We start from the raw sequence: 20,817 nt of genomic DNA on the forward strand, positions 1-20,817 counted from the left end.
AATATGCAATAGATATAATGTTTTTTTAACATAACTATTGGTTACTTTTCTGATAAAGTTTTACCACCTGTCATTGTTAGCAATAAAATAACAATAGCTATAATTGTTGCTGCAAAACCAAGTTCATGCACTGCTGTAGTTAAATCAGAACCTTTAAATAATATTCCAATCAGTGTTGAAGAAACAATTGCACCTAAATATCCTGCAGTTCTTAATAAACCAGAAGACATTCCTATCATTGATTTTGGAGTTTGATGATATAGCGCATTTTGATTTGCAAGATTCAATAATCCTTGTGGCAATCCAAATATGGCTGATAAGACGATTAAATAATAAATTGATGTGTCACTTGAAATCATTTGAAATCCTATCATTGTGATTAAGGCACCAATTGTTCCAATATATAACTTAGTTCTTATATTTAATCGTGGTCCCATTAACTGCGCAGAAAAGATACCCACAATAAACTGTGGTAACATTATCATTCCTGCATGCATGGGTGATAAACCTTTCACCTCTTCTAACCACTGCACATAACCATATAGCACACTGTAAGAAATAAGCATTGATAAAAAAGTACGTAGATACGTATTATTCATCGATATATTATGACTCAAAATTTTCAAATCTATAAATGGTTTAGCAGATTTTAATTCATATAAAATAAATGTGATTAAACTTATAAGCCCAATTAAAAATAAATACCAATATGATGGTTTGGCTTCTATAAAGAAAATCATCCAAGAACTTAAACTTATCGAAAATAATATAATTCCTACAAAATCAACTCGTTTTTTTAATAACTGTAATTTATATTTAGTGGCTGTCTTAGGAAAATATAAATAACCAAAGATAAATGCCAAGATAGACATTGGTAAATTAACTATAAAAATGGATTGCCATCCACCATTAGCGACTAAAATTCCACCTAAAGTCGGCCCAATAACTGCAATAACTTGATTGCTAATAGATAGAATTGTCAATATTTTACTCGGACTATCTTCACCTGTACGTTCAGCTTCATAATTAATTAAATACATTGCCGAAGGGTATCCGGCACATGTTCCAATACCTATTAAAAATCTGGCTAAAATTAATCCATAAAACGACGGTGTCACTAACGCAATCATACTCGCTAATCCAACTAAACTCGTGGCAAATAAAAATAAACCTCTTGGACCAAAAATATCAATTAACTTTCCTATTACCGGTTGACCAATACTTGTAGCCAAATATAAAGACGACACAAGCCAAGCAGTTTGATAAAAAGGCACACCAAATGCCTGAGCAATTGGGACAAGCGCTACAGCCAACATTGAAGAATTAATTGGATTTAAAATCGAACCTAAAATCATAGGTGTATATAATTTTTTATTAAAAGTATTGCTAATAGCTTTTTTCGACATAAATGTCACCCTTGACTATTCTATTGTTTTTGCCAGTCTGCAACTGTTAATACATCTCCATATCTAGTTAAAATATGATTTGTTAAAAATTCGTGCGTCTCAGAGGATCTATCAGCCATTGCATCTTGTAAAAATGTTAATTTAAAATCTTTATCAAAAGCTTCTACTCCTGTTGATAGGACAACGCCACTTGTGGCTATCCCCGTTAAAACTAAGTGATCAATTTGTAAACTTCTTAACAATACTTCTAAATTACTCCCAGTAAATGCGCTAATTCGTTGTTTAGTAACTAATAAGTCATCATCATCCATATGAAGCTCATCTATAATTTGAGTCGATTTATCCTTAACTGTCATTGGTTGTCCACTTTCTTTGATTCTACTAAACATCTTGTTATTAGATGAAATTTCCATAAAATTTTTCGAAAAAGCAACTCTTACAAAGATAATGGGTAGTTCCATTTGTCTAGCTGTAGTAATTGCTTCATTTGTTTTATCAATTAAATCTTTTGTATCAGATAATGAGCTAATAATCCCATTTTGCATATCCATTACTAATAACGCTTTATTATCATTCATATTTATACCTACTTCCAATTTAGTTTTTTACATTCAAAAATCGTACCACATCAAGGTTCTTATTCATAATGATTGGTTTATCAATACTTCATTGGATAAAATTTACAATTTTTATTTAATGATCTTTTATTTAATAATCTTTAACCGCAAGAATAAAGTTAAAATCATGCTAAACTATATTTTATTTTGAATTTTTAGTTGTATGACAATTTGTTTTGAAAATAACTTTTATAAATTTCATTTTAATTATCATTATTGATAACATAATATGATTACTCATTAGCCTGGCACCACAGTATTATTAATATATATGTAAATTACATTTAAAGGAGATATGTTTAATGGAAGAAAACTTTAATGAGGAACAACAAAGGAAACAATGGGAGCAATTTCAAGAATTTCAAAGACAACAAGCCAAACAAGAACAAGCAAAATCTAATCAATCTAATACTAAGAAATGGTGGCTTTGGGGCTGTAGCAGCTGTTTAGTGTTTTTTATCTTATTTATTATTGGCATTATAGCCCTATCCATGATTTTTAATGGTGGTATCAAAGATAATTTCAAAAGTCATTCTAATGGTACTAAAAACTATAAAATCGGAGATACGATCAAAAATGGAGATTTAGAAGTAAAAGTTAAATCTGTTGAAAATACAACATCAGTTGGCCCGTCTATCGCACCTACAAATGCTAAAGACACTTATGTCGTAGCAGACGTTTCTGTAAAAAATAAAGGCAACAAATCATTAACTATCGACACCCAAATGTTTAAACTTAAATCTGGTAATAAATCATTTGATGCCGATGCTACTGGATCTCTATCTGCTAACCAAAGTGATGATGGCAGTGTTACAAACTCATTCTTTTTAGAACAAATTAATCCCGATAGTACTGCAGAAGGAAAAATTGTATTCGATGTTTCTGAAAAAGTAGCAAATACTAAAGATAAAAAATTAGAAATTACATCAAGCTTGTTTAGCGTAAAAAGTATTACTGTAGATTTATCTGATGCTAAAACTTCTGATAAAGATGATGACGAATCAGATAGTGATGATAGTGAATCCTCTACTGACACAAGTTCAAGTGGTTCAACAACACCATCTAATAATGAAAGTACATCTTCTTCAAGTTCAAATGCATCAAATAATTCGAGCCATAGTACTAATAGTAATGGTAATAGTAGTTCAAGTAACAATTTTAGCAATGATTCACAAGCTGAAAAAGCAGACAAATCACCAACTACTACACCAAAAGAAAGTGAACCACAAGAAACGAAGCCAGAAGTAACTAACAATGATAATGCCGCTAAACCAGCTGAAAGTACATCATCAAGTAGCACATCTTCAAATTCATCAAGTGATAGCAGTAATGCAGAAAAATAGAAATTAGATATATATATAATTAATAATTATACGGGAGTTTATACAAATGAAAATCAAATTATTAGGAACAATTTTATTATCATCTGCTCTAATATTAACAGCGTGTGGGCAAAATGATGATAATTCTAAAAAGACAGACGATAAAAAGTCAGAAAGTAAATCTGACAAAAAATCCAATGATTCTAAAAAAGATAAAAAATCAGAAGATAAGAAGAAAAAAGAAAAAGAAAATAACAAACAATCTAACGAAGATAATCAACAAACTGCACAAAATAATGGACAAAATACTAATACACAACAAAGTACAGAACAACAAAATCAGCAGAATATAAATAATCAAAAACAAGAAAAGCCTGGAACTGATGCTGGTTTGATTAACCCTAAAGATGTTAGTGACGAATCTCAATCTAATGATGATCAATCAACAACAAAAGATGTTAATTCAGAAATTAATGCTGCACAAACGGAAGATGAATACTATAATGCATTACGCAAAAAATATCATGGCGGTCTTTCATCAGCCGAATTACAAACTAAAACTGCAATCGAAAAAGGGTATTACGATGGCAATAATGCGGATCAAGTTTATCAAAAGATTCAAAATGAAGAACAAAAAATCCAAAACGGCGAGTATGACCAATATAAAAATTAATTAAGTATTATTTCTTAACAACAACTGCATTATTATTTTAATTGCTACTAAATCTATTTTGTTTTCATTTTAGATTTAGTAGTTTTTTTATCCACTTAAGATCCTAACCCTCCCTCTAAATGCACTTTATTTATATTATAACTAGATTTTTCCGCCATACATTTCGAGATTTATAGTTAAAAAAATAATTTTAATTCACCATTCTAAAAGTGTAACTTATACATAAAAATGTATAATATAATTTATATATCTTTTATCAATAGAAATAATTTATAGAAGAAATAAATTTTATAATAAGGAGAACAATATTGAACAAATTTGATTTAAACGATTTGGATGACGGACAAGTTAAAGAACTAATAAATGAATTAAAATATACAGACTCTTATATAAATGAAAGTGAATTAAAGACATTAATTGCTACAAAAATTAAACAAAGACAAAAAGTAATAAGTTTTAAATTAGGGGTAAAATACATTGTTATTATAAATAGAGGTAATGTAGAAATTGATAGGTTTTCTATTTCTATAATTTTTGAAGAAACCTACCATACTTTAGTTAGAATTGATATTAGAGGTGGCATTCATTTTAATCCAGATGGATCATCAGCTCCAAATAGCCATATTCATATTTATAATAATGCATATGAGAAAAAAGATAGATTTGCTTATGAAATCAATTTAAAAGATTTTCCAATTCTTAATGATATATACAGTGTTTATAAATCATTTTTAGCTTATAATAATATTAGTGAAACAAAATAAAGGAGGGATAAGTATGACTATATTAGACGCAGAGAAGTTAAAAAATGAATATTTAGATTGGTATAAACAAGAATTAACCTTTTCTAATCTCAGTAAGAATATAGTAAGAATATAGTAAGAATAGACTTTCCCTTTAAAGATAGTTCGTTAGATAATTTAATTATATACGCATTATATAATCAAATTGATGACATTATTACTCTAACTGATGATGGATATACAATATTTGGTCTAGAAAATAATGGCATCTTTATAAATCAATCAAAAAAACGTAAGAATATGTTTGAAGAACACCTTGCTGCATATGGTATTAAATACAATGATAAAACAGGTGAAATTTATATAAAAACTAATTTCGCAAATTTTAATAAATCCAAACATAATCTATTGCAATGTTTAATTTTCATCAATGATATGTATGTTCTTTCAAAACCAAAAGTCCAAAATATATTTTCTGATGATGTAGCTACCAAACTAGATGAACATAATATTTCATATGGTAGAGATTTACCTATTGTGGGTTCAAGCGGTGTAGTTCATAATTTTGATTTTTTTATTAGTGCTAAAAAAAATCAAAAAGAAAAGTTTATTAATGCCATATCAAACCCTAACAATGCGATGATTATAAAATCTAAATTAACAGATGTTATACAAGCTAAAAAAATTAAAAGACAGCGTCCTAATGAATTTATATTCATTTTAAATGATAGAAACAAAGAGATTAATATTCAAAATAAAACTTTTCTTCAAGAAAATGATATTAATACGATTGAATATAGTAACATAGAAAATCGAATAGAGTTACTAACTTTATAAAAATAAGGGTAGATTAATACCCTTATTTTTATTTAGATTAGTTATCCCCTCATCAAATCACTAATGAATTCATCTTTAACTTCATATACTGTTGGTCTTTGCTTAATTTTATGTAATTTATCTTCATGTTTCTTGATAATACTATCTAATTTTTTTCGTCCAAAAGGCAAGAATTCAACTAATTCTCGAAGACTAATTCTTGTATATTCATTACCAAATACTTTATCTTGGAGCAATATAAACAACACATTTTTTTCATGCTCTTTCAAGTTTAAATTCTCTAGTCTTCCATACAACGTTTCAATCATCGCAATATTTTCTTTAAATTGTTCAATTGCAGTTTTTTGACCCTCAATGATTAAATCCAACATGACATCTATAAAGTAAGTCATTTCTCCTTTATTAAGAAAATGAGAAGTACTAGCAAATGCTTTATCGTATTTATTTTTATTTCTATTCACAGCATAAGAAAAAGTTAATGCAGTAACATGTTCTAAATTATCTTTCAAAAGTTTTGCTATAATATAACGTCCTAATCTTCCATTACCATCATAAAAAGGATGTAAATACTCAAACATAAAATGACTAGCTAATATTTTCAGAAGTATTGGTGCTTCATAGTGACTAATAAAATTTAACATTTTATTTAAAAAATCAACAATTTCATATTCAGAATACTCATTTCTATGTACCCATTTTTCTTTAGAAGTATCACGAACGCCTACACCTTGTTTTCTAAACATTAACCCATCTGGTAAATCTTCATCTGCTATTTCGTTAGATAACAATAAATCATAAGCCTTTCTAAAATCAGATATTTCATTTAATGTAAAATCTTCATCACTAAGTAATAAACTATATTGATAAACTAATCCTCTAAATCTTTTATTACTTTTTAAATTATTATTATTTAACGCATCTGCTAATTCTTTTTTAGTACTCCTTACATTTTCTTTTTCATTTGTACTTTGCATTTCGTTAATTAGTAACTTTTTTAGATATGAAGTTGTAGCGACTATTGGTTGGCTGTTAATCAATTTATTAATTTCACTTGAATTGATCAATATCTTTTCCGCTTTAATAATTATGGTTTTAGTTGGACAAAAAAATAAAGGGAACATCATACTTTTAATTTGTGTCTGCTTTCTAATTGGATTTATTTCAATATCTGTGACATAAGTAGTGAAATTATTTAATCGTTGTTGGTACTCTTTTTCAAAGTTTTGTTCATCACTCATGTGAAAAATTGTTTTTAACGTTTTATAAGTCATCTATGAAATCACCTCTTATTATCCTTTTCTTCCATTTTGGCGTTTAATCATATTTAATGTGTATTATTATACTATAAAATTATTAAATTAAGAAATTAAAAATAAACTTTATATTTTAGTGTTAATGCTTCTTCTTATTACATAATTCAAAATATCTAGTGATACTATATCTTTGATGTGACGCAAAAATGTTTCATTGAATGTATTAGTGACATAGTGATACAAATAATTTATAGTTTATTTTAAATAATGACCATTGCGTTTTGCTTAATTTAATTGACTATAATATAACTTTTAGGGTACATAGTATAATAATTAAATAAATTTTGCATTTTTAAGGGGGAGATCATTTGAATAAAATTGCATTTATTACTGATAGTTCATCTGGTATCGGTTTACATGAGTATTCAGATGTCTACGTAGTACCTATGGGAACAAGAATTAATAATAAAGATTATACAGATATGGTTGATATCAGCTCACAAGAATTTTTTGAATTATTAAAGCAATATGAAAATGGCGCAACTACATTTCAACCTACACCACAATCATTTATAGATACTTATCAAAAAGTCATCGATGATGGTTATACTCACGTTATAGCTATTCATGCAACGAGTGCATTAACTGGTGCGTGTGAACAATCAAAATCTGTAAGCCGTGATTTTGATATTGAATCAACTATTATAGATTCTATGACTGGAGATTACCCGCTCCGAAGAATGGTTGAAGAAGGTATCAAAGCCAAAAATAATAATGAAAGTTATCAAGCCATTATTGATAAAGTGAACGATTTACAAAACGCTTCCACTTTAATTTTTTATCCTAAAAATTTAAATCAGGTTAAAAATAGTGGCCGTTTAAGTCGTTCAAAAGCACTTATTGCGGGAATTCTCAACATACAAATTATTATTGAATTTCAAAAAGGAAAAATTGTATTAGCTGATAAATTACGTACTAAAAAGAAAGCCTTTAATTATTTAATTAATAAACTAAAAGATGAAATTACAAGAGATAATCCATCAAAAGTTGGTTTTTCATACACAGGAGAACACGAAACTGCTGATTCAATTATTAAGTTTTTAAAAGAGAAATTTCCAAATAAAATTATTGAAAAAAATCCACTTATAAATGTTGGAGCAGTTCATACAGGATATGGCACAGTTGCAATAGGATGGATTAATGTATAAATTTTAAAGACACTCTAATAAAGGGTGTCTTTTTATGTTTTGAGGCATATCTGTGATAACAATAACGAAAAGCCCACAACCAAATGAGTTGCAGGCTTACAAAGCAGAAAATAGAATTCCAATAAAATATTTATGATTATCTTTTACAATAACTGTTATAACAAAACGTATATACTGTATTGCATAATGTATCCAATTAGATGTTAATTATCGTTCTTTTTCTTAAATAATTTCTTAACATCATCAAATAATGAACTACTACCTAACCAATTTGAAACAGTTTCCATTGTGAAATTTATGATCTTACCTAATAATTCCATATGTTCGTCCTCCATACATATTTAATTAGATAACTTAAGATGTAAAATAGGATAGTCTCTTCCTTGTCCATCCTGTTCAGATTCATCGTATTTTATAAATCCATTCTTCTTATAAAATTGAATAGCATTTTCATTGTCTTTGTTAACATCAACGTATTGTATTTTCTTGTCTTTAATAAGGGTCTGTACAATTTGTGTACCATAACCTTTATTAAAATATTGAGGGTCTATAAATAACATTTCTAAATTTTGATCATTTGTTCCCGAAAAACCTATCACTTCAATGTCATTCCACCATAAATATCCTTCTACATATTTAAAGTAAGTTGGAATTTCATGTTTTAACGCTATTCTATCTTCATCTTTAAGAAAATCGTGTGTTTCTATTACAGATCTTTCCCAAATTTTTAAAGCTTTATCATAATCTTTTTCATTTAATTTAGTTTTCTTTAATATCATAATATTCTCCTAAGTTAACTCAATCAAAATCATCAGCCATTAAAAATAAATATGCAATAACACCGATAGGAACTCCTAATATGGGTGTAGTAAATATACTTCCTAAAAATATGAATAAAGCTAAAAATATTATATCTTCAATATTCCACTTTTTGTTTAATAAATAGTTCCATATTTGTTTTAAGCTCATATAATATAGTCCTTTCAAAAAATTCTATTACAGAATAACAAAAGCTATAACTAATAAAATGATAGAGATAATTAACGTTATAGTTCCTATAGGTGAATACTTATTAACCATTTTTTCGTATTCATGATCAGCCGCATTTCTTTTCTTTAGATTTCTAATTTTAATCAAAAGATAAAATGTTTCAAATAGCGAAATAATCAGTAATATAGATAGTAAAATAATCATATAATTCTCCTTTTTTACCTACTATACATATATCATATTTTAATGTTTTGTAAACATAGCAACTAAGTGTAAAAGCAATCATTTTTAAATATACTTTTAATTATAGATATATTTTTTACAATAACAAAACATTATAGCTATCAATAAACTATAGTTAATATTAATAATTAAAATTTAAATGTATTATTAAATTAAATTGTATATTAAGGAGCCAAATCGAAATGAAATTCAAATTATTAGGAACGGCAATATTATCATCAACGTTAGTTTTAACTGCATGTGGTCAAAGTGAAGACCATTCTAAAAAGGACGATGACAAAAAATCTGAAAGTAAATCAGATAAGAAATCAAACGATCCAAAGAAAAATAAAGATAAAAAGTCAGAGGAGAATAAAAAGAAAGACAATAACAAGGACAAACAACAATCAAGTAAAGATAATCAGCAAAATGAACAGTCTAATGAACAAAATAACGAACAACAAACACAACAAAACAATACACAGAATAATTCAAATCAGAACAATCAACAAGCTCAACAGCCTCAACAACAAACTGCTCAAAACCAACAAGCAAATACTCAGCAAAACAATGGCGCCTTAAATCAAGAACAAATGGAAGCTAATGCCAAAGTTGCTAAACAAAATGGTTATACAGGCATACCAAATGGTGATGTTGGTGGTGTTCCTAGTTCAAATAAACCTTTGAGCGAGCAAGAAATACAAAGTGAAATAGATAAAAAAGCCAACACTGAAGAAGGAGCAGAAGTAATTAGACGTTTAGGAGAACAAGGAATTAAAGTTGAGCCTCCAGGTGCTGAATAGTTAATCAAGAGGAAGTTTATAATAGTTATTAATACAAAAAATGTTATCCTTGGTATCATTACATGAACATTTACTAGATTAACCATATAGTGACAAAGTATATAAACGATGAGTACAATTGTACTCTAGTACTAAAAAAGAAATAATTGAATATTTATAAGTCACTACCTACTTAAATTGGTAGTGTCTTTTTTTTGTGTTGTGGCACATCTGTGGCAACATAAACAAAAAACCCACAACCACATGGGTTGCAGGCTTGATAATGGAGACGGCGGGATTTGAACCCGCGTCCAGAGGTCCTGATACAAATTTTTCTACGTGTGTAGTTTATCATTGAGTTTCGCATAATGAGAGGTGATAAACAACCAACATTATGCTAGTTTGATTAAGTTTCATCTAAACAGACTTCAAACGGCAGTGTTTAGCATATCCTATTAAGGTTGAATCGCGTTAACAGCACATAGGAAATGCTGTTAGGCGATGCAGAGTGCTATTACGCAGCTACTGCGAAATTATTGTTTGATTTGCCAGTTATTATAAACTGAGTGTGTTAGTGACGGAGACAACCCTCCGACACGCTTAATAAGCTCTGGGGACCCCTGTCGAATCCATAAACGTCCCCGTAATAAAAGTGTACTTTGTAGAATTTAAACACATCCTTCAGTCCATAACATCTCGACCTCAAACAACATCAAGTCATTCAAGTCGCGAACCAATTTTATGAACTAAAATCAATGCGCTTTTCTAACAAAGCACTTATTAATATATCAAATGTAGCCCGTGTAAGCAATAGTATTGCTTAATAACGGGCTTTTACAGCTCGATCCATATCACGTTTAACTGCTTTTTCTTTTAAAGCTTGTCGTTTATCATATTTTTTCTTACCGCGAGCAATGCCTAGTAATACTTTACATTGACCATGCTTCAAATATAATTTTAACGGAATGATAGAATAACCAATTTCACGTGTACGGTCACCTAATTTTAAAATTTCACGTTTATGCAATAGCAACTTACGAGAACGTAATGGATCATGATTGAAACGGTTACCTTCTTCATAAGGTGCAATATGCATATTATTTAAATAGATTTCGCCACGTTTAACTTGAGCATAGCTATCTTTTAAATTGGCACTACCTCTACGTATAGATTTAATTTCTGTACCTTGTAACACAATACCCGCTTCAATCGTATCTTCAATATTATAATCATGTCTTGCTTTGCGATTTTCAGCTAGTGTGCCCGGTGATTTTTTCTTAGCCATTCTGTCTCACCTCTTTGCTGCTTATTTTTTCTTTTTACGTGATTTTTTCTTTACACTTTTGTCTTTGTAAAATGGTTTATGCTTTGTATTTCCTTTTTTATCTTGTTGACGCGCATTTTTACCTTTACGTTGTTTACGTTTATTCTTACCGTTACCTTTATCATCAGTTTTTGATTTATCTAATGATTTACCACGTGTCTTCGCTTGGATTGTTTTACCACGTGCTGGTCTTTGACTTCTATCATTTTTAGGTAATGGCATACCAACGATTTGGAAATCAATCATGCGTTCATCTACATCAACATGAGTGACTTTTACTTTAACAGCATCACCAATACGGAATACTTTAGCTTGACGTTCACCAATTAAAGCCATTTGTCGTTCATCAAAACGATAATAATCATCTGTCATATTAGACATATGAACCATACCTTCAATCGTGTTTGGTAATTCTACAAACATGCCGAAGTTAGCTACTGAACTAATGATACCCTCAAATTCTTCACCAATATGTTGTACCATGTATTCAGATTTTTTCAGATCATCTGTATCACGTTCTGCTTCGATAGCACGACGTTCACGTTGAGACGTATGCTCTGCAAGTTCTGGAAGTTTATCTTCCCATTTGCGTTGTTCTTTCTTATCCATTGAATGTTCAATTAGATACTTACGAATTAAACGGTGAACAGTTAAATCCGGATAACGACGAATTGGTGATGTAAAATGAGTATAGTACTCTGCTGATAAACCAAAGTGACCTAAGTTCACATCATCATAATGTGCTTGTTGCATAGAACGAAGCATCATTGTAGAAATAACCATTTGTTCTGGACGACCTTCAACTTCTTCTTGAATACTTTGAAGCGTTGTTGGATGGATGTCTTCTCCAGTACCTTTAATCATAATGCCAAAGTTCGTAATAAAGTCAAAGAACTGTCTTAATCGGTCTGATTTAGGTTGTTCATGGACACGATATATAAATGGTACTTCCAACTTGTTAAAGTGCTCAGCAACTGTTTCATTAGCTGCTAACATGAATGATTCTATTAGTCGTTCACCTTCACCACGTTCACGAATTTGAACGTCAGTTGGAATACCTTCATTATTAACTAAAACTTTGGCTTCGCTAATATCAAAGTCTATTTCTCCACGACGTCTACGCATATTTACTAAACGGTTAGATAAATCTTGAGCTAAATCTAACATTTCAGTAATTTCACTGTACTGACGACGTACATCTGGATTTTGATCAGTGATGATTTGATTGACCGCATCATAAGTCATTCTGTAATTAGAATGGATAACACTGTCGAAAATTTCATGATTGACTACTTCACCACGAGCGTTGATTTCCATACGACAACTTAGCGTTAAACGATCAACTTCTGGATTTAAAGAACAAATACCGTTACTTAATCTATGCGGTATCATTGGAATGACTCTGTCTACTAAGTACACACTTGTTGCTCTGTCATATGCTTCTTTATCTAATGCAGAATCTTCCGTCACATAATAACTGACATCTGCAATACTTACAGTAAGTTCAGTATTACCGTTTTTTAACTTTTTAACACTGATAGCATCATCTAAATCTTTAGCATCTGCACCATCAATTGTAATTGTTAATTCATCTCTTAAATCATGTCGGCCTTCTATTTCTGAAGGCTTAATTTCTTCGGGAACATTTTCAGCTTCTTTAAGTACGTTGTCAGGAAATTCTATTTCTATACCATGTTGATAGATGATTGATAGAATATCTACGCCTGGATCATTTTTATGACCTAAGATAGCTGAAATATGTCCTTCTGGATTATCTGAACCATCTGCATATTTTGTAATTTGGACTAATACTTTATGCCCATCAACTGCACCTAAACTTTGACCTTTAGGAATAAAAATATCTTGCATGATACGTTTATCATCTGGAATCACAAAACCAAAATGTTTCGCTTCACTATAAGTTCCTACGACTTGAGTGACAGAATGTTTTTCAATAGATTTTACTTCACCTTCTGTTTTACCTTTAAAGTCGCCTCTACCTTTATGAACTTCTACGATAACTGTATCGCCATCTAATGCTCTATTAATTTTTGTTGGTGGAATAAAGATGTCATCTACACCTTCTTCTTCCGGTCTAAGAAAAGCAAATCCTTTTTTATTCTGGCTTAATGTTCCTCTTACCAATTTTGAATTTGTTTTATTAGATTGCTTTCTTTGATATCTATCTGTCTTAGTACGTTCTATTAAACCAGTTTGCTCTAGTTCAACAAGCACCTTTATTAAATCTCTGAATGAGTCGGCACTATTTAAACCTAATGCATCTTGAAAATCTGATACTGACATGGGTTCATAATCAGGTTGTTTAATCATTTCTTCGATGGATTGTTTTAAATTCATTATGCCCCTCCTTTCTATCTATCTTGTTTATTTTTTATTCTGACCAATCTAATGATTCTAAAAAATCGTATATATCTTCAAAGACTTGTTCTTTTTCTTTATCAATCGTAATCACATGTCCTGAATTCGCATACCATTTGATATCTTTATCATCAGATTCTACAGTTTCATATATATAATTTGCTGACTGAGGATCAATCATTTTATCTTGTTCTGCTTGGACAACAAATATTGGGTCCATCACTTCATCAACTTGATTTTTGACACCTTTCATCGTAGCACTTAATTCTTCAAGTGTTTCTGTAGGATGAAAATGTTCCATTTCATAATCAATCGTTGCTTGGTCTTTACCCTCATATTTCTTGAAATTTCTAGCGTATTCTAAAAATCCTTCATAAATCGTGCTTGATGATTTATCATCCATTGGCGCACACATTGTTATAATACCCTTAACATCTCTGTTTAAGCTTAATTTTAATGCAAAAACACCACCTAATGATAAACCAGCAACTGCTATTTCGTCATATCCTTGGTCTACTAAATATTCATATCCATCTAAAACATCTTTAAACCATACATAAGGACTCGATTTCAAAATTTCTTCTGGTGGCGCAGCATGTCCTTCATATTGTGGCGCATAAGACGTATAGCCTTTTTTCTGTAAGAAACGACCTAATTGTCTTACATCTGAAGAATTACCAGTAAAACCATGTAATAACAATACTGCACGTTTACCTTCTTCAAAAAAGAAAGGCTTAGGTAGTTTGATTTGCATTATGTTCATCCCTCTTCCAAAAATTTATAAGATTTATTTAAATATGAGTTTTAAATTACATTAAGTATTATTTTGAACTCTAAGTGTATTATTTGAACTTCATTGCTTTTTATATCATTTATTTTGCAAGTTTAATTATAAATAAAAAAGCCCGACATGAACATCGTCGGACCTTATATACCAAGATAACTTATGCCAATCATAAGTAAAAAGAATATTACAGATAAAATTATTGTTAATCTATGCAAGAATAAATCGACGCCACGTTGTTTTTGTTTACCAAATAACTGTTCTGCGCCGCCACTGATAGCACCTGAAAGTCCATTACTTTTTCCTTCTTGGAGTAATACAACAGTCACTAATGCAATACAATCTATTATTAATAACACGATGAAAAATGTATGCATAAAAATTGTCCTCCATTCATTATATACGAAACGAATTATAACACATCTTCGTATTAATTATCAATCTTCTATCGATTGAATGTACTTTTGCGTTTAATTGAAACGATTAACATATAAGTAGCTAAAATAAGTGACCCAATTACTACAATTAAAATTGGAAATGCAGCAATGACATTTTTAGCTTCTAATATACCTTGTACGACCATATAGAGGTTAACAAGAGTGAAAAATGCATTAGAAATATAAACAGCAAACATAAACCACCATAAGTAAGGATGGCGATTCCAATAAGCAATAACGCCTGCTAAATATGCTAATAAATACATAATACCATCAAATCTAAAACTATTTAATACTTGATTCACAGAGTGTGTTGTTGTCTTCTGACCTGCTAATGATAATAGTGATTTCACAGTCGTTGTATCTAACACGAAAAAGTTATGAATGATTAACAGGATAAAAAATATAAGTGAACTGATAGCAATTACATTACCTGTAACAACTTCTCGTCTCGTAGTTTCAGCCATTTTAGTTCTCCTTTTGAAATTGAATACTTCTATTATTATACCAGTTTCAATGTATAAGTTAAATCATGCTAATTTAAATGACATTCTAATATTAAATGTATTTTTAAATATAAAAAACCCGTTACAGCCTCAACTCTGTAACGGGTTATCATCTAGGATGCGCTTCCTAGATATTTAGCGTGAACTTTATTGCGTGAACTCAACATTTAAGTCAAACTTATTTGTCTAAATTGTAGAATGATTTGATTCCATCAAATTTAGCTGTTTCATATAATTCATCTTCAATACGTAATAATTGATTGTATTTAGCAATACGGTCAGTTCTTGATAATGAACCAGTTTTGATTTGACCAGCATTAGTTGCTACAGCAATATCAGAGATTGTAGTATCTTCTGTTTCACCTGAACGGTGAGAAACTACTGCAGTGTAACCAGCTTTTTGAGCCATTTCGATAGCATCAAATGTTTCAGTTAATGTACCGATTTGGTTAACTTTAATTAAGATTGAGTTACCGATACCTTGTTCGATACCTTTATTTAGAATTTCAGTGTTAGTTACGAATAAATCGTCACCTACTAATTGTACTTTATCGCCGATACGATCTGTAAGTTGTTTCCAACCGTCCCAGTCGTTTTCGTCCATACCATCTTCAATTGTGATGATTGGATATTTGTTAATTAATTGTTCTAAGTAGTCAACTTGTTCAGCTGCACTACGTTTAGCACCATGTTCACCTTCGAATTTAGTATAGTCATATACGCCATCTTCGTAGAATTCTGATGAAGCACAGTCAAATCCTAAGAATACTTCTTCGCCTGGTTTATATCCAGCAGCTTCAATAGCTTGAATGATAGTTTCTACAGCATCTTCTGTACCTTCAAATTTAGGAGCGAAACCACCTTCGTCACCTACTGCAGTTTCTAATCCACGTTTACTTAAAATTGATTTTAAGTTGTGGAAGATTTCAGCGCCCCAACGTAATGATTCTTTAAATGATTCAGCACCTACTGGTAAAATCATGAATTCTTGGAATGCGATTGGTGCATCTGAGTGTGAACCACCATTAACGATGTTCATCATAGGTACTGGTAATTGTTTACCATTAAATCCGCCTAAATATTTGTATAAAGGTTGACCTAATAAGTCAGCAGCTGCTCTAGCTACAGCGATTGATACACCTAAAATAGCGTTAGCACCTAATTTACCTTTATTTGAAGTACCGTCTAATTGAATCATCATTTTGTCGATAGATACTTGATCTAATACTGAAAATTCACCTTCAACGATTTCTGGTGCGATAATTTCATTTACGTTTTCAACAGCTTTAGTAACACCTTTACCTAAGTAACGTGATTTATCACCGTCACGTAATTCTACTGCTTCGTGTTCACCTGTAGAAGCACCTGATGGTACTAATGCACGGCCGAAAGCGCCACTTTCAGTTAATACTTCTACCTCAACTGTTGGGTTACCACGTGAGTCTAAGACTTCGCGAGCGTAAACATCTGTAATAATTGGCATGTTTAATTTCTCCTTTAAATATATGATTTAAAGCTATTATAGCTTTATTTATTTGATTAATAAAATAATAATACATGTCGTTAATGAAAAGTTAACAAATAAGGAGTGTTTTCCCCTTATTTGTAACAACTTTCCTAACATTAATGATTAATTAAAGATTCTCCAGTCATATCTTCTGGTTGTTGAACATTTAATAAATCTAATAATGTTGGAGCTAAATCTCCTAAACGTCCTGTTTCTCTTAATGTTACGCCTTCTTTAGTAACAATAACTGGAACTGGGTTAGTTGTATGAGTTGTCATAGGTTGATCATCATCTGTTAGGACTTGGTCAGAGTTTCCATGGTCTGCAGTGATAATCGCATGACCACCCATATCGATAATTTTATCTACAACTTCACCTAAACATTCGTCAACTGCTTCAATCGCTTTGATTGTTGGTTCTAACATACCACTGTGACCAACCATATCAGGATTAGCAAAGTTTAATAAGATTAAATCTAAATCACCTTTGTCTAATTCTTCTAATAAAGCATCTTTGACTTCATATGCACTCATTTCTGGTTTCAAGTCATAAGTTGCAACTTTAGGTGAATCAATTAGTCGTCTACGTTCACCTTCGAATTCAGCATTACGACCCCCACTCATGAAATAAGTAACATGTGGGAATTTTTCAGTTTCAGCTATACGTAATTGTTTAAGATTATTGTCTTGAGCTACTTCACCGATAGTGTTTTTAAGGTCTACTTTTTCAAATACAACTTCTGCATCAACATCATCATTGTATTTTGTGAATGTAGCATAGAATAAATCATTTACACGTTCTACTTCGAAACCTTCGAATGCTTTATTAGTGAATATTTCAGATAGTTGAGCTGCTCTATCAGGACGGAAGTTATAGAAAATAACTGCATCTCCGTCATTAACACCTTCATTTTGTCCTTCAACAATAAATGGCTCAACAAATTCGTCAGTTAAGTCTTTAGCATAGTTAGCTTCTACACCTTCTTTAGCTGTAGAGAACGTTGGACCTTCAAAATTACGAATGGCATTATAAGCTTTTTGCTCACGATCCCAACGTTTGTCACGGTCCATTGCATAATAACGACCTGAAACAGAAGCGAATTGACCAACACCTAGTTCTTTAAATTTAGCTTCAGTGTCTTCGATATATTTAATTGCAGATTTTTGATCAACGTCACGTCCATCTAAAAATGCATGTACATATACTTTTTCAAGACCTTGTTTTTTAGCTAATTCTAAAATAGCGAACAAGTGTTGATAATGACTGTGAACACCGCCATCAGAAAGTAAACCAAAAACATGTAATGCTGAGTTATTATCTTTAACATGTTTAACTGCGTTGTTTAACACATCATTTTCAAAGAAATCTCCATCTTCAATTGATTTGTTAATACGAGTTAAACTTTGATAAACAACACGTCCAGCACCGATGTTCATATGACCTACTTCTGAGTTACCCATTTGGCCTTCAGGAAGACCTACATCTAAACCACTAGCTTCGATTTGTGTAGTTGGATATTTACTATAATAACGATCGAAATTAGGTTTATTAGCTAATTTCACAGCGTTACCGTGTTCACTTTCACGATTTGCAAAACCATCTAAAATGATTAGGGCAGTTGGTTGTTTTGCCATAATTATTTTGCACCTTCTAACAATTGTTCAAAATCTTCTACTTTTAATGAAGCGCCGCCTACTAATGCGCCATCGATGTCTGATTGAGCCATGTATTCTTTAATGTTGTTAGGTTTAACACTACCACCATATTGAATACGAGTTGCATCAGCTACATCTTGACTTGAAACGTCTGCAAGTGTTTTACGTACGTGTGCACACATTTCATTAGCATCTTCAGATGTAGATGATTTTCCTGTACCGATAGCCCAAATTGGTTCATATGCGATAACAACTTGTTTAAGTTGTTCGTCTGATAAACCTTCAACAGCTTTCTTAACTTGGTTACCTACAACTTCATTTGCTTTTCCACTTTCACGTTCTTCATCTGATTCACCAACACAAATGATTGGTGTCATACCATGATTGAAGATAGCATGTGCTTTTTTGTTAACTTCTTCGTCAGTTTCGTGGAATAAATCACGACGTTCAGAGTGTCCGATAACAACATATTTTACGCCTAAATCAGCTAATGCTACAGGAGATGTTTCACCTGTGAAAGCACCATTATCTTCAAAATATGCATTTTGAGCACCGATTTGTAAGCCTTTAGCTTTACCATCTTTCACTGCTGTAATTAATGCGTCTAATTGGATTGTTGGTGCACAAATTACTGATTCAACTTCTTTTGGATCAGGTAATGTTGATAATTCGTTAACGAAATCTTTAGCTTCTTGAACTGTTTTGTTCATTTTCCAGTTACCTGCGATAATTGGTGTTCTCATTCATTACACTCCTTAATAATTTAATGTTTATTAAAATTCTTAAAATGTCTTTCGTGTTTTATTTTCCCAAATATATTCGAGAAAAACACAGAGTTACATTTATATTATTTATCATTGATTGCTTTAATACCTGGTAATTCTTTACCTTCTAGGTATTCTAATGATGCACCGCCACCTGTAGAGATGTGAGAGAAGTCATCTTCGAATCCAAGTGAGATTGCTGCAGCTGCAGAATCACCACCACCGATAATTGTTACAGCATCTTGTAAGTTAGCGATTGATTTACATACACCAATAGTACCTTTAGCAAAATTACTAAATTCGAATACACCCATAGGTCCATTCCATACTACTGTATGCGCACCTTGTAATTCTTTGTTGAATAATTCAACTGTTTTAGGACCAATATCCATTGATTCTTGATCTTTTGGAATTTCATCAATTGATACTTCAGTAATTTCTGCATCATTTGAAAATTCTTTAGCTACTTTAGCATCAATAGGTAATACGATTTGGTCTCCATTGCTTTCTAATAATTCTTTAGCAAAGTCAATTTTATCTTCTTCTAATAGAGATAAACCAATTTCTTTACCTTGTGCTTTAAGGAAAGTATAAGCCATTCCACCACCGATAAGAATTTTATCAGCAATATTTAATAAGTTTTTGATTACACCAATTTTATCAGATACTTTAGCACCACCAAGGATTGCTACTACTGGTTTGTGTGGATCATTAACTACGCCACCGATGAATTTAATTTCTTTTTCCATTAAGAAACCTGCTGCAGTTTCTAAATGAGTAGAAATACCTACGTTAGAAGCATGTTCACGGTGAGCAGTACCGAAAGCATCATTGACAAATACGTCACCTAATGAAGCCCAATATTTACCTAATTCTGGGTCATTTTTAGATTCTTTTTTACCATCTAAATCTTCAAAACGAGTGTTTTGTACTAATAAAACATCGCCAGCTTTTAAATCTTTAATTGAAGATTCTAATTTTTCTCCACGAGTTTCAGGTACGAATACTACGTCTTTGTTTAATTTTTTAGATAAATCATCAGCAACAGGTTTTAAAGTTAATGATTCTTTGTCGCTTTCTTCTTTCACTTTACCTAAGTGTGAAAATAATACTACTTTACCACCTTGTTCGATGATGTATTTGATTGTTGGTAATGCTTGAACAATACGGTTGTCGTTTGTAATTTCACCATCTTTTAAAGGTACGTTAAAGTCAGCACGAACTAATACCGTTTTGTCTTTAAGTTCTAAATCAGAAACTATTTTTTTAGCCATTTTCATTTCCTCCTTTAATTAGGAAAACATATATTAAAAAATAAGCGGAGAAGCGTTTGTGCTCCCCGCTTACTCATAAGCTTTATTATAAATTTTAACAGTTAAGAGCACTAGTTAAATTAACTATGCTTTAA

19 protein-coding genes, 1 other RNA gene and 1 pseudogene are annotated in these 20,817 nt (G+C 30.9%); 6 read left to right on the forward strand and 15 right to left on the reverse strand.

The features are described from left to right. Positions 1–41 precede the first annotated feature (41 nt). The gene (locus tag NSQ15_RS09380; protein ID WP_070452402.1) at positions 42–1,406 is read right to left on the reverse strand and encodes an MFS transporter; all 1,365 of its coding nucleotides are present in this window, start codon (positions 1,404–1,406) and stop codon (positions 42–44) included. Positions 1,407–1,426: 20 nt separating this feature from the next. Next, a complete protein-coding gene (locus tag NSQ15_RS09385) occupies positions 1,427–1,984 on the reverse strand; it encodes a cysteine hydrolase family protein (RefSeq protein ID WP_017637834.1) in 558 nt (185 codons plus the stop codon). A 341-nt stretch (positions 1,985–2,325) separates the two neighbouring features. Here NSQ15_RS09385 and NSQ15_RS09390 point away from each other — a divergent pair, with 341 nt between their 5' ends. The 4 genes and pseudogenes from NSQ15_RS09390 (at position 2,326) to NSQ15_RS09405 (ending at position 5,598) form a co-directional block, all read left to right on the forward strand. Continuing rightward, a complete protein-coding gene (locus tag NSQ15_RS09390; RefSeq protein WP_124760756.1) occupies positions 2,326–3,366 on the forward strand; it encodes a DUF4352 domain-containing protein in 1,041 nt (346 codons plus the stop codon). Positions 3,367–3,412: 46 nt separating this feature from the next. After that, positions 3,413–4,018, forward strand: coding sequence for a hypothetical protein (locus NSQ15_RS09395; RefSeq protein ID WP_017637836.1), 606 nt, complete (start codon positions 3,413–3,415; stop codon positions 4,016–4,018). A gap of 308 nt (positions 4,019–4,326) precedes the next feature. Continuing rightward, positions 4,327–4,782 (forward strand): DUF6978 family protein, encoded by a 456-nt coding sequence (locus NSQ15_RS09400; protein WP_046466479.1) that lies wholly within the window; start codon positions 4,327–4,329, stop codon positions 4,780–4,782. A gap of 13 nt (positions 4,783–4,795) precedes the next feature. Continuing rightward, a pseudogene (locus NSQ15_RS09405) lies at positions 4,796–5,598 on the forward strand (DUF1828 domain-containing protein). Between the two features lie 41 nt (positions 5,599–5,639). On the opposite strand, the gene NSQ15_RS09410 reads toward NSQ15_RS09405, so the two are convergent. Then, entirely contained in the window at positions 5,640–6,869 is a 1,230-nt protein-coding gene (locus tag NSQ15_RS09410; RefSeq protein ID WP_154836062.1) for a Fic family protein, read from the reverse strand. Between the two features lie 350 nt (positions 6,870–7,219). Here NSQ15_RS09410 and NSQ15_RS09415 point away from each other — a divergent pair, with 350 nt between their 5' ends. Beyond that, positions 7,220–8,059, forward strand: a complete 840-nt coding sequence (locus tag NSQ15_RS09415; RefSeq protein ID WP_217193795.1) for a DegV family protein — start codon at positions 7,220–7,222, stop codon at positions 8,057–8,059. A 341-nt stretch (positions 8,060–8,400) separates the two neighbouring features. Here NSQ15_RS09415 and NSQ15_RS09420 read toward each other — a convergent pair whose 3' ends face one another. Together NSQ15_RS09420 and NSQ15_RS09425 are read right to left on the reverse strand one after the other, a co-directional pair. Continuing rightward, positions 8,401–8,838, reverse strand: a complete 438-nt coding sequence (locus tag NSQ15_RS09420) for a GNAT family N-acetyltransferase (RefSeq protein ID WP_070452414.1) — start codon at positions 8,836–8,838, stop codon at positions 8,401–8,403. A 19-nt stretch (positions 8,839–8,857) separates the two neighbouring features. Further along, positions 8,858–9,028, reverse strand: coding sequence for a VraH family peptide resistance protein (locus tag NSQ15_RS09425; protein WP_046466475.1), 171 nt, complete (start codon positions 9,026–9,028; stop codon positions 8,858–8,860). 446 nt (positions 9,029–9,474) lie between these two features. Here NSQ15_RS09425 and NSQ15_RS09430 point away from each other — a divergent pair, with 446 nt between their 5' ends. Continuing rightward, entirely contained in the window at positions 9,475–10,074 is a 600-nt protein-coding gene (locus NSQ15_RS09430) for a hypothetical protein (RefSeq protein WP_340747122.1), read from the forward strand. Positions 10,075–10,334: 260 nt separating this feature from the next. Here the strand turns inward: NSQ15_RS09430 and ssrA are convergent. The 10 genes from ssrA to NSQ15_RS09480 all read right to left on the reverse strand — a co-directional run bounded on the left by ssrA (position 10,335) and on the right by NSQ15_RS09480 (position 20,683). Next, positions 10,335–10,696, reverse strand: a transfer-messenger RNA (tmRNA) gene (gene ssrA, locus NSQ15_RS09435). 177 nt (positions 10,697–10,873) lie between these two features. Next, positions 10,874–11,338, reverse strand: coding sequence for an SsrA-binding protein SmpB (smpB, locus tag NSQ15_RS09440; protein WP_017636860.1), 465 nt, complete (start codon positions 11,336–11,338; stop codon positions 10,874–10,876). Between the two features lie 21 nt (positions 11,339–11,359). Continuing rightward, positions 11,360–13,735, reverse strand: a complete 2,376-nt coding sequence (gene rnr / locus NSQ15_RS09445) for a ribonuclease R (protein WP_070452417.1) — start codon at positions 13,733–13,735, stop codon at positions 11,360–11,362. Positions 13,736–13,769: 34 nt separating this feature from the next. Then, on the reverse strand, positions 13,770–14,510 hold the full coding sequence (locus tag NSQ15_RS09450) for an alpha/beta hydrolase (RefSeq protein ID WP_017636862.1): 741 nt from the start codon (positions 14,508–14,510) through the stop codon (positions 13,770–13,772). Between the two features lie 173 nt (positions 14,511–14,683). Continuing rightward, positions 14,684–14,917: a preprotein translocase subunit SecG gene (secG, locus tag NSQ15_RS09455; protein WP_017636863.1), complete on the reverse strand. Its 234-nt coding sequence runs from the start codon at positions 14,915–14,917 to the stop codon at positions 14,684–14,686. A gap of 68 nt (positions 14,918–14,985) precedes the next feature. After that, positions 14,986–15,444, reverse strand: a complete 459-nt coding sequence (locus NSQ15_RS09460; RefSeq protein ID WP_029056544.1) for a hypothetical protein — start codon at positions 15,442–15,444, stop codon at positions 14,986–14,988. Between the two features lie 217 nt (positions 15,445–15,661). Beyond that, positions 15,662–16,966, reverse strand: coding sequence for a surface-displayed alpha-enolase (gene eno, locus NSQ15_RS09465; protein WP_017636865.1), 1,305 nt, complete (start codon positions 16,964–16,966; stop codon positions 15,662–15,664). Positions 16,967–17,106: 140 nt separating this feature from the next. Beyond that, positions 17,107–18,624, reverse strand: a complete 1,518-nt coding sequence (gpmI, locus tag NSQ15_RS09470) for a 2,3-bisphosphoglycerate-independent phosphoglycerate mutase (protein WP_070452420.1) — start codon at positions 18,622–18,624, stop codon at positions 17,107–17,109. Positions 18,625–18,626: 2 nt separating this feature from the next. Then, positions 18,627–19,388 (reverse strand): triose-phosphate isomerase, encoded by a 762-nt coding sequence (tpiA, locus tag NSQ15_RS09475; protein ID WP_017636867.1) that lies wholly within the window; start codon positions 19,386–19,388, stop codon positions 18,627–18,629. A 104-nt stretch (positions 19,389–19,492) separates the two neighbouring features. Then, a complete protein-coding gene (locus tag NSQ15_RS09480) occupies positions 19,493–20,683 on the reverse strand; it encodes a phosphoglycerate kinase (protein ID WP_029056542.1) in 1,191 nt (396 codons plus the stop codon). Positions 20,684–20,817: the final 134 nt, after the last annotated feature.

This window comes from Staphylococcus sp. FSL W8-0774 (genome assembly GCF_038006785.1).
Lineage (GTDB): Bacteria > Bacillota > Bacilli > Staphylococcales > Staphylococcaceae > Staphylococcus > Staphylococcus pasteuri.